Genomic DNA, 14,957 nt, shown 5'->3' with positions numbered 1-14,957 from the left:
GTCGTCGCGGTCGGCGAAGTCGGCGCCGGAGACGTCGGAGCCGGAGACGTCGCGGTCGGCGAAGTCGGCGCCGGAGACGTCGGAGCCGGAGACGTCGCGGTCGGCGAAGTCGGCGCCGGAGACGTCGGAGCCGGAGACGTCGGCGTCGGGCCAGGCGTCTCCCCGCAGTCCGGCAGGTCGCCGTCGAACGGGTAGCTGTGGATCTCGTAGCCGCCGTTACCGGTGTGGATCAGGTTGCCCGCCAGGTACACCCGGCCGTTCATGCCCGGCTCGGAGAGGGTCGTGGTGCCGGCCGGGTTGCCGGCCAGGACCGAGCCCTGGAACTGGGCGCTGCCGAGGATCCGGGCCGAGGTCGCGGTCGGGAAGTTGTACATCAGCTTCGAGCGCATCTCGGTGGTCTGGTCCCCGGCCAGGCCGGTGCCGGTGTAGGTGTTGATGACCGGGCTGTCGCCGAGCATGTTCACCACGACGGTGGCGCCGGCCGGAATGCCGGCGAAGACCAGGCCGATCTGCCCGCCTCCGGGCGAGGCGAGGTCCCGGGTGACGTTGAAGACCTGCTTCATGCTGGTCCCGTCACCGGTGAAGGTCGCCTCGCTGGCGGTGACCTCGACGGTGCCGGTCGCGGTGGCCCGGGCGACGCAGGCGGAGACGCTCTCGATCTGGGCCAGCACCTCCTGGTACGGGGCGGCGGCGTTCGGGTCCTTGATCAGCTCTCCGGTGGGGTCGATGCTGACCTTCCCGTTGACGGTGCCCGCGTGGCGGAGGTTGCCGAAGGCCGACTCCTTGGAGTCGATGCCGCCGATCAGAATGGTGTTGCCGGCCACGGCGTCGACGTTGCCGCCGGCGGTCACGAAGTCACTGCCGTTCGGCGGCACGACGCGTGAGCCGACGCCGACGACGCCCATGTTGTAGATGCCGCCGCCGTCCTTGTCGACGGTCAGGTTCCCCAGCGCGACGATCTTGCCCTCGGCCTCGGCGGCGCGGCCGTTCACGGTGTAGTCGCCGCCGGTGAAGACGCTGATGGCGGCGTCGCGGCCGGGGAAGTCGCCGTTGTTGACCGGCGGCCAGGTGGCGGGGCAGTCGGGCCCGGAGCAGGCACCCAGCGGCGGGGCCAGCGGGGCGGCCGAACCGACCGTCAGCACCGCGGCCAGCGGCAGCATGGCGGCGGCGGTCGCCGCGGCGACCCGGACGGCCCGGCGCCTGGGTATCGCCGGCGCCCTCCTGGCGGTCGTTCTGTGACGCGGTGAACCTGTGGACTGACCCATCGACAATTCCTCCGTGTATGAGAAAGGGCAGGTCGGGACCCTGCCGCGTTCCACGCAACCCCCTGCGATCCAGCAGATCCAGGACATCCAACATTAAATCGGACTATTCGCACCTTACAGGGCATCAGATTGAATCTGAAATTCACACAAATAGGGCACTGCTCACCCGGCGTGTCGTCACCGTCCGCCAGGCCCCGCGGACGGTGAGTCCGGCGACAGGCCCTAGGTTGGAGGCATGACCACCGAGGCCCAGGACCAGAGCGCGCCGCTCGTCTCCGTCGCGTCCGCCGACGCCGTACTGCGACACCCCGAGGTGGGCGAGCACCTGCTGACCGTCATGGAGCGGGAGCGCGCCGCGCGCTTCCGGCAGGAGTCCGGGCGGGTCGACTTCACCGCCGGGCACCTGCTGGTGCGGCTCTGCGCCGCCCGGCTGCTCGGCGTGCCGGTGGCCGGGATCGTCCTCGCCCAGCAGTGCCCGGACTGCGGGCTCGCCGACCACGGCAGGCCCTACCTGCCGGACCACCCCGGGGTGCACGTGAGCCTGTCGCACACCCGGGGCGTGGTCGCGGCCGGCGCCGGGTTCCAGCCGATCGGGGTGGACGTCGAGCTGTCCGCCCGGGGCGGCTCACTGGGCTCGGTCGCCCGCCGGGTGCTCGCCCCGGCCGAACTCGCCCTGGTCGAGGCCGACCCGGAGCCGGAACGGGCGTTCCTGCGGCTCTGGGTGCGCAAGGAGTCGCTGATCAAGATAGGGCGGGCCACCCTGGACACCCTCGGCCGGATCGACCTCTCCGCCCTGCCACTGGCCGTCCCGCCGGGGTCACCGCTGCGCAGCCGGCACGAGGACCTGCACCTGCTCGACTGGACCGACCCGGAGCACGCCGCCGCCGTCGCCGCCGTCAGCACCGCCCCGCCCCGGATCGTGGAGCTCACGGCCGCGCGCTGAGCCGGGGACGGAGACCGCCACCCGGCGCCCGGCGCCCGCCGCTCGGCGGCGTCGCCCGGCGCCCACCCGCCCGGCGGGCCGGCGGATAAGCGGTGTTAGCGTGCCTGGTCGTGGGCACGCCGAACACGCGTGCCCGCCGACCCAGCTTCCCACCGGATCCAAAGGGTGCCCGCCATGGCCAAGTTCCTGCTGAGCCTGCACGTCCTCGTGTCGGTCCTGTTCATAGGCCCGGTCGCGGTGGCCGTCAGCATGTTCCCGCGCCGGGCGAAGGCCGCACTGGCCGGCGGACCGGACCGGGCCTCCGACGCCGGTGTGCTGCGCGTGCTGCACCGGATCACCCAGGTCTACGCGCTGCTCGGGGTCGCGGTGCCGGTGCTGGGCATCGGCCTGGCCCAGGTGATGGACGTGCTCGGGCAGTCCTGGGTGATCGTCTCGATGGTGCTGACCGCGATCGCCGCGCTCGCCCTGCTGCTCTTCGTGCTGCCCGGCCAGCAGGCCGCCGTGGACGCGCTGGAACTCGACCCGTCGGACGAGCGGCACACCAAGGCCGTCGGCGGCCTGAAGCTGCTGCCGATGACCGGCGGGGTGTTCAACCTGCTGTGGGCCGTGGTCGTGGTGCTCATGGTCATCCGGCCGGGGTCGAGCACCGGCGTCTGATCCCGCGCGTCCCCCTGCCGCCGACCGGGGTCGTTCGAGTACCGTCCTGGGCCATGACGATCATGGCGGGCATGGGCGGCCCGACGGGAAGCGGCGTCGGTCCGCTGCTGCGCGGCTGGCGGGAACGGCGGCAGCTCAGCCAGCTGCAACTGGCACTGCGGGCGGACTCCTCGACCCGCCACCTCAGCTTCGTCGAGAACGGCCGCGCCCGCCCGAGCCGGGAACTGGTGCTGCGGCTGGCCGAGCAGCTGGACGTCCCGGTGCGCGAGCGCAACACCCTGCTGCTCGCGGCCGGCTACGCCCCGCACTACCCCGAGACGCCGCTGGACGCCCCCGCGATGGCCGCGCTGCGCGACGGGATGGAGCGGCTGCTGGCCGCCCACGACCCGTACCCGGCGCTGGTGGTCGACGGGTCCTTCCGGGTGCTGGCGGCCAACCGCTCGCTCCGGCTGCTCCTGGACGGCGTCGCCCCGCACCTGCTGGAACCGCCGTTCAACGCGGTCCGGGTCACCCTGCACCCGGACGGGCTGGCGCCGCGCATCGCCAACCTGCCGCAGTGGCGGCGGCACCTGCTGGAGCGGATGGAGCGCCGGCTGGAGCTGGTCCACGCCGAACCGCTGCGCAGGCTGTACGAGGAGGTCAGCGGCTACCCGGAACCGGCCGGCGCCGGGGCGGACGGGCTGGACGCGGGCGGTCCGGCCACCGACGGACTCCCGCTCGCGCTGCCGCTGCGGATCCGGCACGAGGGGCGGGTGCTCTCCTTCCTCTCCACCATCACGACCTTCAACACGCCACTGGACGTCACCGTCTCCGAGCTGGCCCTGGAGACCTTCCTGCCGACCGACGCGGAGACGGCGGACTTCCTGCGCTCGCCGGCCTAGCCAGGCCCTGTCCGGGCAGGACCTAACCCTTCGCCCGGGCCCGTCGGCGCAGCGCGGTGAACTGGAGGACGGCGAACAGCGCCACCACCGCGGCCTGCGCCGGGATCCAGACGGACCCGGCGGTGGTCGGCGCCGGCCACAGCTCCAGCGCGACCAGGCTGAGCACCACCCAGGCCAGGTTGAGGCCGATCACGGCCCGCACCCCTGGCACCGGCAGCCGCCGGCGGGCGGCCAGCGCGCCGACCGCGAGCGCGTACCCGAAGAGGAAGAGCCCGGTGCCGGCCACGGTGGTGCGGGCGGCGCCGAACAGCTCGCCGAGCGGGCCGGAGAAGGCCAGGTAGGCCAGGCCGTTGCCGCCGGTGACCAGGGCGTCCAGGGCGAGGGCGCCGCGCACCGTCCGGAGCGGGGAGGCGGCACCGGGCCGGGCGGGCGTGCGGGCGGGCGCGTGGGCGGACATGGCGGATCGCCTCCAGACAGGGGGTGGGAGCCCGGGGCCGTGGCGGCCGCACCGGGGTGGCACCAGCCTGCCCGGCCCGGCGGCGGACGTCGATTACCCCCCGGGTAACGGCGGCCGCCGGGCTACGCCCGCCGCGACGGCGGCCGGAGCAGCACACCGGCCCGCTTCACCGCGCGGGCGGTGATGGTGGTCTCGGCCCGCGCGATGCCGAGCGGGCCGAGGGTGTCAGTGAGGAAGCGGTACAGCTCGCCGTGGTCCGGGCAGAACACCGTGGCCAGCAGGTTGGTCGGGCCGCTGGTGGCGAACACCCCGTGCACCTGCGGGTGGCGGGCCAGCGCCGTGCCGACCTCGGCGAGCCGGCCGGGTGGCACGTCCAGCCAGAGGTTGGCGTCCACGGCCAGGCCGAGCAGCCGCGGGTCCACCGTGGCGTGGGTGCGCAGCAGCCCGGCCCCGTCCAGCCGGTGCAGGCGGCGGCGCACCGTGGACTCGGGCGCGCCGACGGCCGCGGCCAGGACGGCGTGGGACTGCCGCGCGTCCTCGCCCAGCCGCTCCAGCAGCGCGCGGTCCAGGCCGTCCGGCGGCGGGGGCACGGCGGGGCGTGCGACGGCGGGCCGGGTGAGCGCGGCGCTCTCCGCGCCGGTCAGGTACCCGGCCCGCCACTGCCCGGCGTCGGCGAAGGCGTGCAGCACGGCGTGGGTGGTGGTCTCGGTGACGGCGCCGGTCGCGGGCAGTTGCCCGTACAGCAGCCGGTCCCGGGAGCCGGCGTCGGTGAGCACCACGGCGCCGACCTCGTGGCCGCCGAGCATCACATCGACGAACGGGACGTCGGAGCGGTCGGCGAGGGCCCGCGCGATGGCGTCCACCCGGCCGCTCAGCACCCGGACCCGCAGCAACAGGGCGCCCACGGCGGCGTCCTCGACATCGGGCAGCCGGACCACCCGCAGCACCCCGGCCTGCCGCATCCGGGCCAGACGGCGGGTGACCGTCCGGGCGGAGACACCCAGCACTTCGGCGATCCGGCCGGGCTCGGCCCGTCCGTCCACCTGGAGGGCGCAGACCAGGCGGCGGTCGAGGATGTCCAGCACGCTGTCCGGATCGGCAGTGGAGAGGTCCATGGTGTCCGATCCCCGTCGTTCCCGGCGGCTCGCCCGTCCTGTTCGGCAGCCCTGACGGTACTCCTTGTCCCCGGCGGCCGGAACCAGCCGGCCCGGGAACGGAGGAGTCGCCGCGATGGACGACGAACTGTGGACGCTGGCGGCGGGTGTGGAGACGGCGGTGCGCGAGGTCGGTGCGCGGCTGGCGGCGCGCCGGCCCGCCGAACCGGTCACCGGGCGGACGGTCGGGGAGGCGGCGGTCCGGTTCGCCGAACTGGACGGCCCGGCCGCCGCCGCGCTGCGGGAACGGCTCACCGCCCTGCGCCCGCAGGCCGGTTGGGCCCCCGAGGAGCTGGACGGCCCGGTGCCCACCGAAGGCGAGTGGTGGCTGGCCGACGCGACCGACGGCGCGGTGCAGTACCTGCTGGGGCAGCCGCACTGGGCGGTGACCGCCACCCTGGTGCGGGACGGCGCGGCGGTGCTGGCCGTGGTGCACGCCCCGGAGCAGGACGGCCGCACCTACCGGGCGGTGCTCGGCGGCGGGGCCGAGCTGGACGGACGGCCGATCGCGCCGCTGGAGCGGGAGTTGGCCGCCACCGTCGCGGCCACCAGCCAGCCGCCGCGGGTGGCGGCCGACCCGGTGGCGCTGCGCCGGGCGGGCGAGTCGCTGTCCGCGATGGCGGGCGCGGTGCTGGCGGTGCGCAACCTCGGCCCGACCGCGCTCCAGGTGGCCCAGGTCGGCTCCGGGCACCTGGCGCTGTTCTGGGAGTACGGCCCGGACGCGGGCAACCTGCTGCCCGGCGCGCTGATCGCGAGCGAGGCGGGCGCGACGGTGACGGACGCCGCCGGGTCGGCCTGGACGGCCGGTTCCGACGGCTTCCTCACCGCCGCGCCCGAGCTGCACGCCCAGGCGCTGGAGGTGCTGCGGACGGTCGGCTGACCGGCGGGCGACGACCGGTGCTCCGCCGATCAGGGTCCGGCAGAGCGTCGGCCAGCCGGCCACGGGCGCGGCCACGGACACGGGCGCGGGCAGCCGGCCGTGAGCACGGGGGTGCGGGCACGGCCACGGTCGCTCACGCGGGCACCGGCCGGGCCCGGTCGATGATCGCCGCGGTGTCGACCCCGGCCGGCAGGGTGCCGAAGGCCGCGCCGTGGTCGCCGCCCAGCCGGCTCGCGCAGAACGCGTCGGCCACCGCCGGGCTGCCGAACCGGACCAGCAGCGATCCCTGGAAGGCCAGGGCCATCGACTCGACCAGCCGGCGGGTGCGGTACTCCAGGTCGCCCAGGTCCGTCAGTTCCTTGCGCAGGGCGGCGACGGCCGCGTCCAGCCGGCGGTCCGCGCCGGCGGCGGCGTCGAGTTCGCCGAGGAACGCCTCGACGCTCTCCGGGTGCTTGGCCATGGCACGCAGCGCGTCCAGCGCGGCGACGTTGCCGGAGCCCTCCCAGATCGACACCAGCGGTGCCTCCCGGTAGAGCCGGGGCATCCCGGACTCCTCGACGTAGCCGTTGCCGCCCAGGCACTCCAGCGCCTCGGCGGAGTGCGCCGGACCGCGCTTGCACACCCAGTACTTGGCCACCGCCAGACCCAGCCTCCGTACCAGCGCCTCGTTCTCGTCCCCGGCGAGGGTGAGGTCGGTGGCGTGGGCGAGCCGCATCGCGACGGTGGTCGCCGCCTCGGACTCCACCACCAGGTCGGCGAGCACGTTGCGCATCAGCGGCTGGTCGACCAGCGCCTTGCCGAACGCCCGCCGGTGCAGGGCGTGGTGGACCGCCCGGGTGGCGCCGTAGCGCATCCCGGAGGCGGCGCCGACGGTGCAGTCCAGGCGGGTCATGTTGACCATCTCGATGATGGTCCGCACGCCCCGGCCCTCCTCGCCGACCAGCAGGCCGACCGCGCTGTCGTACTCCAGCTCGGCGGAGGCGTTGGACTTGTTGCCGAGCTTGTCCTTGAGCCGCATCAGCCGCAGCCGGTTGCGGCTGCCGTCCGGGAGGACGCGCGGCAGCACGAAGCAGCTGAGGCCGCCCGGGGCCTGGGCGAGGGTCAGGAAGAGGTCGGACATCGGCGCCGAGGTGAACCACTTGTGGCCGGTGAGCCGGTAGGTGCCGTCCGGCTGCGGCGCGGCGGTGGTGGTGTTGGTGCGGACGTCCGAGCCGCCCTGCTTCTCGGTCATCGACATGCCGGCGATCAGCCCGCGCTTGGTGCGCGGCTCGCGCAGCCCGAAGTCGTACTCGGTGGCCGCCAGCAGCGGCTCCAGCTCGGCGGCCAGGGCGGGGGTGGCGCGCAGCGCCGGGACGGCGGCGTAGGTCATCGAGACCGGGCAGGTGTGGCCGGCCTCGACCTGGCCCCAGACGTAGAACTTGGCGGCGCGGGCGGAGTGGGCGCCGGGGCGCTCGTCGCGCCAGGGCGCGGCGTGCAGGCCGTGCGAGACGGCGGTGCGCATCAGCTCGTGCCAGGCCGGGTGGAACTCGACCTCGTCGATCCGGTTGCCGAACCGGTCGTGGGTGCGCAGCACCGGCGGGTTCTCGTTGGCCAGCCGGCCCCATTCGGCGGCCTGCTCGGAGCCGGCCAGCCGGCCCAGCTCGCGCAGCTCGGGCTCGGCCCAGCCGGCACCGGCCCGCTGGAGGGCGGCGAGCAGGGCGGGGTCGGCGGCGGTGTCGTGTCCGTACGGCAGGGGCACCTGGTTGGTGACCTCATGCGTCGCTGTCATCGCGTCCTCCCAGGGCACGCAGGGTGAAGGACACCAGGGCGGGGACCACCGTGGTGTTGTCGCTGTGTTCGGGACCCGTGCTGTGTGTGGGGCCGGCGCCGTGTCCGGGACCGGCGCTCTCGACGGCCGGCGGCGCGACGGCCGGCGGCGCGGCGAGCGGTCCGGCCAGCGCCTCGCCGACCGCGCCGACCAGGGCGGCGGCGGTCAGTACCGCGTCCTGTTCGGGCAGCTCGCCGGCCGCCACCGCGGCGGTGATCTCGGTGGCGATCACGTCGCGGAACGCCCGCCGGAAGACCAGGCGCTCGGCGTCGACCACCGTGTCGGCCGGTTCCACCAGCAGCGCGTACGCCAGCCGGGGCGCGCGCAGGGCGCGGGCGGCGAAGGTCTCGACCACGGCGGCGATCCGCTGCTGCGGGGTGTCCCGGCGGGCGACGGCGGCGTTGACCGCCTCGATCTCGCCGGTCACCACCCGGCGGAACAGCTGGACCGACAGCTCGGCCTTGTTGGCGAAGTGCTGGTAGAGGCTGCCGGTGGCGATGCCGGCGCGGTCCGCCACGGCGGCCATCGTGCAGCCGCCGTAGCCGCGCTCGGCGAGCAGGCCGACCGCCGACTGGAGCACCGCTTCGCGCTGGGCGTCCAGGCGGGCTTGTACGGCGGGAGTACGTCGGTAGGCCATGGAAGCATTGAAGCACCGATTCATTGCTTCGGGCAGGGGCTCGCCGGGAAACGCGAGGAGGCCGCCCCGCGGTCCCAGGGCGGCCTCCTGCTCTGGTGCTGTCTACTGCCTACTGCTTGCTGTGTGCTGTGTGCCGCCTACGGCTTGCCGCCGCTCGGCACTACAGCGGGCGGCGCTCCTGCTCCAGCCGCTGGCCCTCGGCGTCCAGCGGGCCGAACTCCGGGATCGCCTGCGGCGACGTGGCGAGCGAGCGGGCGGCGTTCGGGTCGCCCAGGCCGGCCCACTCCAGCACCTTCGCGGTGGCCGCCGCCGACTGCTCGGCGGGCAGCTGCTCGATCTTGGAGCCGTGGTTGCCGCCGGGCACGGTGTAGACGTAGCTGTCCTCGCTGCCCCGGCCCAGGTGGAACGGCTTGGCACCCCACGGGTCGTTGCCGCCGTAGACGTACATGATCCGCTCGCCCTCGCGCTTCACCCAGCGGTCGATGTCGGGCATCGCGTTCGGGTTGAAGACGGTCGGGATCTCCTTCGGCACGTAGCTGCGGACCGAGTAGAGCTCCTTGTAGTCGTAGTGCAGCACGCCCTTCAGGTGCGAGACGTCGAAGAAGGGCGCGCCCAGCTCGGTGGCCGCCTGGTAGTAGTACGCGGTGTACTTCGCCAGCGACTGGTCACTGTTGCCGGTGATGCCGGACTGCGAGTCGAACCACGCGTACAGCTCGTCGTCGGTCGCGGTGGCCGCCACCGGGACCTTGGCGCAGTCGGACTCCAGGCTGTACTGCCAGAACGCCCAGATCACGTCCAGCACACCGGCCTCGTACGCCCGGTCCGGGGTGCCGAGGGTGTTGAAGGTGGAGCCGGCCGCCTTGTTGTCGGCGACGAAGCGGGCCTCCAGGCGGTCGCGGCGCACCAGCAGTTCGCGCTGGGCGGCGTTCAGCCTGGACCGGCACTCGGGGGTGCCGACGGTGCGGAAGAACTCGCTGTACGCCGCGTAGTCGTTGACGTTCGTGTTGTTGGGCGCGACGTAGGCGACCGTGCCGGCCACGTCGTCCGGGTAGAAGCGGCGGAAGAAGGTGGAGGACATGCCGCCCTTGCTGGCGCCGGTGGACAGCCACTCCTGCTGGTAGATCCGCTTCAGCGCGGTCACCAGCCGGTGCGAGTCCGCGGCGCCCTGGCGGATGCCGGCCTTGGACCAGTCCGCCGGCTCCGGACGGGAGGGGGTGAAGAACCGGTACTCGATGGACACCTGGTTGCCGTCCACCAGCCGGGTCGGCTCCGTGCGGGACGGGTTGGTGCCGAGGGTGTAGCCGTTGGTGTAGAAGACGGTCGGGCGGTCGTAGCCGCGGTGCAGCAGGCTGAAGCGCTGCTGGAAGGTGCCCAGCCAGGGGCGGTTGTGGTCGATCGGCTGGGTGTAGGTGGCGATGAAGTAGCGGTGACCGGTGGTGGTCGGCTTCTCCTCGGTGATGGTCACCCCGGGGATCGCCGCCAGGCGGTCCTTGATGTCGGCGTTCGGGTCGTCGGCCGGGCTGCGGCCGTGGCGGGAGCCGTTGCCCTGGTCGCCCTGGGCTCCTTGGCCGCCCTGCGCGCCCTGGCCGCCCTGGCCGTCGGCGGCGGACGCCGGGTTCGCCAGGCCGCCGACGGTGAGCAGCGGTATCAGCAGGGCGGACGCCAGCAGCCTTCTCACGGTGGTGGTCATCAACTCTCCATCGTTTCAAGTGACATGACTGCCGCCTGCCGGTTCGGCCGGGCGGCACGGGTGGTACGGGCGGTGCGGGTGGTACGGGCAGTGCGGGTAGTGCAGGTGGTGCAGGTGGTGCGAACCGGGGTGCCGCGGCGGTCGGCCGATGGACGGCCGAATGGGCCACCCGCCGTTCGCGGATGGCCCATCGGGAGAAAAGTGCTGGTCAGCGGGTTCGCCTTGCGGACTACGGGCGGGGCAGGGTGCAGCCGGGGAGGGTCAGGTCGAAGCGGTTGCCGGCGGCGAAACAGGCCGGGATGCCGTACGTCTCCTGGGCGTAGCCGATGCCCGGACGCACCGTCACCGCGCCGTTCTGGTCGACCTCACAGGGGTTGTCCAGGGTGCAGGTCTGGCCGCTCTCGTTGATCGTGTTGTTGACCGCGACCACCTGATTGGTCGAGGCGTCGACCACCGGCGAGCCGGAGGTGCCGCCGATCACGTTGCAGGTGGAGGTGTAGCGGACCGAGTCCTTGAAGGTCCAGTCGGCTTCCTTCAGCCGGTAGGCGAAGCCGTCGACCGAGCAGGAGTAGATCTTCTTCCAGTAGCCGGAGACGACCCGGATCGAGGTGCCCTGGACCGGGTGGGTGGCGGCGATGGTCAACGGGGCTATCCCGTACTGGGACTGGATCGAGGCGTAGCTGGTGTTCAGCTGGTAGATCGACACGTCGGTGTCGGTCATCGCGCCGTAGACGATCTTGTTCGCGCGCAGCGTGGCGACACCGCTGCCGCTGGCGTTGAGCAGGGTGAAGGTCCGGCTGGAGGACCGGTTGAGGACCACCTGGCCCGGGCCGGGCATACCGGTCTCCAGGCAGTGGCCGTTGGAGAGGATGAGGGCCGGGTCGCTCGCGGCCGAGCCGGGCATCCGCACCAGCGAGCCGGAGCAGTTGCTGAGCGCCACCGTCCCGGCGAAGGTGACGGCGCTGACGGGCTTGGCCGCGGACTCGGCGGCGGGGGCTGCGGCTTGGGCCGGAACGGCTCCGACCAGGGCGGTTGCCCCGGCGAACAGGAGCGTTGCGGCCGTACCTATGAGCGGCTTCTTCATGAGAGACCTCTCGGTGTGGGGGTCCACGGGTGGGGGTGCACCCAAGCTGTCGCGGACATGACTCACTGTCAAGAGTCAAGACGACACCAAGAACCGCCCAAGCCTCATTGGCCGGTTACCGTCACCGCCGGACCAGCGGCCGATGATCGCTCCGTCACCGACACCACCTCTCCCCGGATGCTCGACGAGATCAGCTCCGCGATGCGGCCAACTGCCCTTCCACCAACGCTTGCTGAGCTTTGATCCGCCCCATGTCGCGCGACCGGCTCGCCGGGCTGACCTCGGCCGCCGGGCCGACGGGTCGCACGGCCGATCCCGTCAACCCTCCCCGCTCCCCCGGCCCGCCGCGTAGGGTGGGCCCCATCGGCCGAGCGACCTCAGGGGGCAGGAGTGACTACGGAGAACCGCAGCGACGCACGGTCGGAACGGCCCACCCCGACGGGCGGGCGGCTGCTCGCCGTGAGCGATCTGCACATCTCCTACCAGGAGAACCGCGACCTGGTGGAGAAGCTCCGGCCCTCCCACCCCGGCGACTGGCTGCTCGTCGCCGGCGACGTCGCCGAGCTCACCACCAGCATCGAGTGGGCCCTCGGCCTGCTCGCCGAACGCTTCGCCCGCGTGGTGTGGGTGCCCGGCAACCACGAACTGTGGACCCACCCCGAGGACCCGGTGCAGCTGCGCGGGGTGGCCCGCTACGAGCACCTGGTCGAGCGCCTCCGCCGACTCGGCGTGGTGACCCCCGAGGACCCGTTCCCGCTCTGGGAGGGCCCCGGCGGACCGGTCCGCATCGCCCCGCTGTTCCTGCTCTACGACTACTCCTTCCACGCGCCGGGCACGACCACCAAGGAGGCCTCCCTCGCGGCCGCCTACGAGAGCGGCATCGTCTGCGCGGACGAGCGGATGCTCCACCCGGACCCGTTCCCGGACCGCGACTCCTGGTGCCGCGAGCGCGTCCGGCTGACCGAGAAGCGGCTGGCGGCCTGCGACCCCGACGTCCCCCTCGTCCTGGTCAACCACTACCCGCTGGTCCGCCAGCCCACTGACATCCTCTGGTACCCCGAGTTCGCCCAGTGGTGCGGAACCGAGCTGACCGCCGACTGGCACACCCGCTTCAACACCGCCGCGATGATCTACGGCCACCTCCACATCCCGCGCCTGACCACCTACGACGGCGTCCCGTTCACGGAGGTGTCGCTCGGCTACCCGCGCGAGTGGCGCAAGCGCGGCCTGCCGGATCCGCTGCTGCGGGAGGTCTTCCCCCAGGCGACCGGCTGATCCGTCGACGCGCCGCCCGTCGGATGTCCGTCCGACGGGCGGGCCGACGCCCGTCCGACGGGCGGGCCGACGGGCGCCGGATGGGCGGGCCGACGGGCGCCGGACGGGCATCCGATCGGCGGCCGTCTTCCACCAGCCTTGCGGCGCCGAGGAGTCGGCCGGGTCGTGAGCCGACGGACGGACCCTCAGCTCGGCTCGAACCAGTCGGTCATGGCCCGGTACTCACGTCCCGGCGCGCCGTCGGCCGCGGCCCAGTCCCCCTGGCCGTGCTCGTGCTCCCAGTCCAGGTGCCGGCCGGTCACCGCGTCGACGAAGTCGCCGGCCAGCCGGGCCGCCTCGTAGAGGTCCTGGTCGGTGCTCTGCGAGCTGGCGGCGACGATCTGCCCGCGCACCTCGGCGGAGTGTCCGTAGCGGAACCCGCCCGTGCCGAGCAGGTGCGGGTCGACGTGCACGGCCTCGCCGTTGTTGCGGCCGAGCCGGCGGTGGGCCGCGGCCTTGGCGGCCGCCCTCGGCAGGAAGGCGTGACCGCCCTCCCCGATGGTGACCACGCCGAGCACCGCCTCCTCGTTCGGGATCCAGCCGCCCGCGGTGGCGTCCAGGAGGACGAACCCCATCGCCGGGCGCGGATAGGTGCCCCGGGGCGCCCGCAGCTCCTCCGTGGTGTGCTGCTTCCAGATGCTCGCCGCGCGACGGAGCCCGGCCTCCAGCAGCAGGGCGTCCAGTTCTCCGTCGGTGAGCATGTACGCGTAGGGGTTCCTGCGGTGTGCGGCCTGGACCTTCAGGCCTTCGGGCGAGACGGTGCCGACGCCGGCCATGCCAGCCTCCGGGGGGTATGGGGGGTGGGAGAGGCCAATGATGTGATCACGGAACGGGCGACGAGCCCGGTGACCGGGATCACGTTTCGGGGGCGGCCGGCCGGGCGGCCGCTTCCGCCGGACGGAAGCCCGCTGGTGACACGGGATCGCCGCGGCTTGCGTTAATTTCACGCGAACCCTTGAATGCCCCCGGCCCCGGGAAAGGCGGCGCGAAATCGACGCCCGAGCGGTGCCCATCCGGCCAAATCCGCGTGCCCCGCCGGGCGTGCGGACGAATACCGGAGCCCCGCCGCCCGGGCGAAGCTTGACAAAGTGGACAGAACCCAACGAATGGGTGGTCTGGACCAATCTCTTGACGATCTTAAAGACATCCCATTATGTTTCCGGTGCGACATGTTCCGATTGCTCGCCGGTAGCCCGTTGCCCGTAGGTGCGGATGAACACTCCCGCACCGTGACGGAGAGCCGGGTTCCTGCGCCTTTTTCCTCCGCGCCCAGCGTGTTTCCCGCGAGCGGCGCGGCGCTTTCCGATCCGAGCCACCGGCCGCGATTCAGAGATCCGACGACAGCAGCTGAAGGAAAGGCTTCATTGTCATGACAGCGCAAGCCGGCATCTTACGGACCGAGGCGTTCCTGCGGGACGGGTTCGCCCCGGTCGGGACGATCCTCTCCCCCGAGGAACTCGAAACCCACCGCGAGATCTACGACAAGCTCCTCAGCGGCGAGATCGAGAGCGGCGACAAGCGTTCCGACCTCGCGTCCCACGTCCCGCTCCGGGAGGGCGTCCGCGAGAACATCACGCAGATCATGTGGCCCTCCGCCCTCCACGCCCCGCTGCGCGAACTCCCTTTGCAGGCAAGGGCCTTGGCGGTGGCGCGCGAGCTCATCGGCGACGACGCCGTCCTGGACTTCGACATGATGATCCACAAGTCCCCGGGCTCCTCGGTGCCGACGCCCTGGCACCAGGACGCGGCCTACTGGATCGACCTGCCGGACACCCGCGCGGTCACGGTCTGGGTGGCACTGGACGAGGCGACCCCGGACAACGGCTGCATGTGGTACATCCGCGGCTCCCACCAGGAACCGCTGCGGGCCCACCGCCCGACCAGCGACGGCCGGAACATCGAATGCGACTGCTCGGAGAACGAGCCCGGCGCGACCGCGGTGCCATTGTCCGCGGGCGAGGCCGTCGCCCACACCGGCCAGACCCTGCACTATTCCCGCGGCAACACCTCCGACCGCAATCGACGCGCCTACATCCTCAATTACCGGCCCGCCGAAATGATCCGGCTCGAACGGGAACAGGGCATGGACCACGGCCTGGAGGACAACGAGCGCAAGGTGCGCAACAAGAATGCGGAAGACGCCGATTCCTGAGTGACCGGCGGGCTCCCGGCCCGTTCCGCAGTACCG

General features: G+C 73.1%; 14 protein-coding genes and 1 pseudogene. 6 read left to right on the top strand and 9 right to left on the bottom strand.

Going from position 1 to position 14,957, the window contains the following annotated elements; translation table 11 throughout:
- Positions 1-168 (bottom strand): pentapeptide repeat-containing protein (locus tag ACFRAR_RS28105; protein ID WP_380701109.1); only part of this gene is annotated, 168 nt, incomplete at its 3' end.
- 71 nt (positions 169-239) lie between these two features.
- Positions 240-1,160 (bottom strand): annotated as a pseudogene (locus tag ACFRAR_RS28100) (choice-of-anchor A family protein); the annotation flags it as partial.
- A 340-nt stretch (positions 1,161-1,500) separates the two neighbouring features.
- On the opposite strand from ACFRAR_RS28100, the gene ACFRAR_RS28095 reads away from it, so the two are divergent.
- From ACFRAR_RS28095 to ACFRAR_RS28085, 3 genes are all read left to right on the top strand, one after another.
- Positions 1,501-2,208, top strand: coding sequence for a 4'-phosphopantetheinyl transferase family protein (locus ACFRAR_RS28095; protein ID WP_380701105.1), 708 nt, complete (start codon positions 1,501-1,503; stop codon positions 2,206-2,208).
- A gap of 174 nt (positions 2,209-2,382) precedes the next feature.
- Positions 2,383-2,865: a DUF2269 family protein gene (locus tag ACFRAR_RS28090; protein WP_380701103.1), complete on the top strand. Its 483-nt coding sequence runs from the start codon at positions 2,383-2,385 to the stop codon at positions 2,863-2,865.
- A 53-nt stretch (positions 2,866-2,918) separates the two neighbouring features.
- The gene (locus tag ACFRAR_RS28085; protein ID WP_380701101.1) at positions 2,919-3,746 is read left to right on the top strand and encodes a helix-turn-helix domain-containing protein; all 828 of its coding nucleotides are present in this window, start codon (positions 2,919-2,921) and stop codon (positions 3,744-3,746) included.
- A 22-nt stretch (positions 3,747-3,768) separates the two neighbouring features.
- Here ACFRAR_RS28085 and ACFRAR_RS28080 read toward each other — a convergent pair whose 3' ends face one another.
- Complete coding sequence (locus tag ACFRAR_RS28080) at positions 3,769-4,203, bottom strand: hypothetical protein (protein WP_380701099.1); 435 nt, start codon at positions 4,201-4,203, stop codon at positions 3,769-3,771.
- 122 nt (positions 4,204-4,325) lie between these two features.
- Positions 4,326-5,318 (bottom strand): Lrp/AsnC family transcriptional regulator, encoded by a 993-nt coding sequence (locus tag ACFRAR_RS28075; protein WP_380701097.1) that lies wholly within the window; start codon positions 5,316-5,318, stop codon positions 4,326-4,328.
- A 115-nt stretch (positions 5,319-5,433) separates the two neighbouring features.
- On the opposite strand from ACFRAR_RS28075, the gene ACFRAR_RS28070 reads away from it, so the two are divergent.
- Complete coding sequence (locus ACFRAR_RS28070) at positions 5,434-6,237, top strand: inositol monophosphatase family protein (RefSeq protein WP_380701095.1); 804 nt, start codon at positions 5,434-5,436, stop codon at positions 6,235-6,237.
- Positions 6,238-6,370: 133 nt separating this feature from the next.
- On the opposite strand, the gene ACFRAR_RS28065 is transcribed toward ACFRAR_RS28070, so the two are convergent.
- The 4 genes from ACFRAR_RS28065 to ACFRAR_RS28050 form a co-directional block, all read right to left on the bottom strand.
- Positions 6,371-8,005: an acyl-CoA dehydrogenase family protein gene (locus ACFRAR_RS28065; RefSeq protein WP_380701093.1), complete on the bottom strand. Its 1,635-nt coding sequence runs from the start codon at positions 8,003-8,005 to the stop codon at positions 6,371-6,373.
- Positions 7,989-8,681, bottom strand: a complete 693-nt coding sequence (locus tag ACFRAR_RS28060) for a TetR/AcrR family transcriptional regulator (protein WP_380701091.1) — start codon at positions 8,679-8,681, stop codon at positions 7,989-7,991. Before ACFRAR_RS28060 ends, ACFRAR_RS28065 begins: the two co-directional genes overlap by 17 nt.
- 160 nt (positions 8,682-8,841) lie before the next feature.
- Positions 8,842-10,371, bottom strand: coding sequence for a S28 family serine protease (locus tag ACFRAR_RS28055; RefSeq protein WP_380701089.1), 1,530 nt, complete (start codon positions 10,369-10,371; stop codon positions 8,842-8,844).
- Positions 10,372-10,600: 229 nt separating this feature from the next.
- Positions 10,601-11,455, bottom strand: a complete 855-nt coding sequence (locus tag ACFRAR_RS28050; protein WP_380701087.1) for a serine protease — start codon at positions 11,453-11,455, stop codon at positions 10,601-10,603.
- A gap of 390 nt (positions 11,456-11,845) precedes the next feature.
- Between ACFRAR_RS28050 and ACFRAR_RS28045 the strand changes: the two genes are divergently transcribed.
- Positions 11,846-12,730 (top strand): metallophosphoesterase family protein, encoded by an 885-nt coding sequence (locus ACFRAR_RS28045; protein WP_380701085.1) that lies wholly within the window; start codon positions 11,846-11,848, stop codon positions 12,728-12,730.
- Between the two features lie 185 nt (positions 12,731-12,915).
- Here the strand turns inward: ACFRAR_RS28045 and ACFRAR_RS28040 are convergent, their stop codons facing one another.
- Entirely contained in the window at positions 12,916-13,545 is a 630-nt protein-coding gene (locus ACFRAR_RS28040; RefSeq protein WP_380701083.1) for a hypothetical protein, read from the bottom strand.
- 593 nt (positions 13,546-14,138) lie between these two features.
- Here ACFRAR_RS28040 and ACFRAR_RS28035 point away from each other — a divergent pair.
- Positions 14,139-14,921 (top strand): phytanoyl-CoA dioxygenase family protein, encoded by a 783-nt coding sequence (locus tag ACFRAR_RS28035; protein WP_380701081.1) that lies wholly within the window; start codon positions 14,139-14,141, stop codon positions 14,919-14,921.
- The last annotated feature ends 36 nt before the right edge of the window (positions 14,922-14,957 follow it).

The organism is Kitasatospora sp. NPDC056651, from assembly GCF_042792155.1.
GTDB lineage: Bacteria > Actinomycetota > Actinomycetes > Streptomycetales > Streptomycetaceae > Kitasatospora.
The sequence above is the reverse complement of the archived record's forward strand: the minus strand, read 5'-3'. Positions and strand labels throughout refer to the sequence as shown.

Excerpts from the sequence above, each read along its gene's own strand:
- ACFRAR_RS28090 (WP_380701103.1), top strand. The coding sequence starts at position 2,383 with ATGGCCAAGTTCCTGCTGAGCCTGCACGTCCTCGTGTCGGTCCTGTTC.
- ACFRAR_RS28060 (WP_380701091.1), bottom strand. The coding sequence starts at position 8,681 with ATGGCCTACCGACGTACTCCCGCCGTACAAGCCCGCCTGGACGCCCAG.
- ACFRAR_RS28040 (WP_380701083.1), bottom strand. The coding sequence starts at position 13,545 with ATGGCCGGCGTCGGCACCGTCTCGCCCGAAGGCCTGAAGGTCCAGGCC.
- ACFRAR_RS28085 (WP_380701101.1), top strand. The coding sequence starts at position 2,919 with ATGACGATCATGGCGGGCATGGGCGGCCCGACGGGAAGCGGCGTCGGT.
- ACFRAR_RS28065 (WP_380701093.1), bottom strand. The coding sequence starts at position 8,005 with ATGACAGCGACGCATGAGGTCACCAACCAGGTGCCCCTGCCGTACGGA.
- ACFRAR_RS28035 (WP_380701081.1), top strand. The coding sequence starts at position 14,139 with ATGACAGCGCAAGCCGGCATCTTACGGACCGAGGCGTTCCTGCGGGAC.
- ACFRAR_RS28050 (WP_380701087.1), bottom strand. The coding sequence starts at position 11,455 with ATGAAGAAGCCGCTCATAGGTACGGCCGCAACGCTCCTGTTCGCCGGG.
- ACFRAR_RS28070 (WP_380701095.1), top strand. The coding sequence starts at position 5,434 with ATGGACGACGAACTGTGGACGCTGGCGGCGGGTGTGGAGACGGCGGTG.
- ACFRAR_RS28075 (WP_380701097.1), bottom strand. The coding sequence starts at position 5,318 with ATGGACCTCTCCACTGCCGATCCGGACAGCGTGCTGGACATCCTCGAC.
- ACFRAR_RS28095 (WP_380701105.1), top strand. The coding sequence starts at position 1,501 with ATGACCACCGAGGCCCAGGACCAGAGCGCGCCGCTCGTCTCCGTCGCG.
- ACFRAR_RS28080 (WP_380701099.1), bottom strand. The coding sequence starts at position 4,203 with ATGTCCGCCCACGCGCCCGCCCGCACGCCCGCCCGGCCCGGTGCCGCC.
- ACFRAR_RS28055 (WP_380701089.1), bottom strand. The coding sequence starts at position 10,371 with ATGACCACCACCGTGAGAAGGCTGCTGGCGTCCGCCCTGCTGATACCG.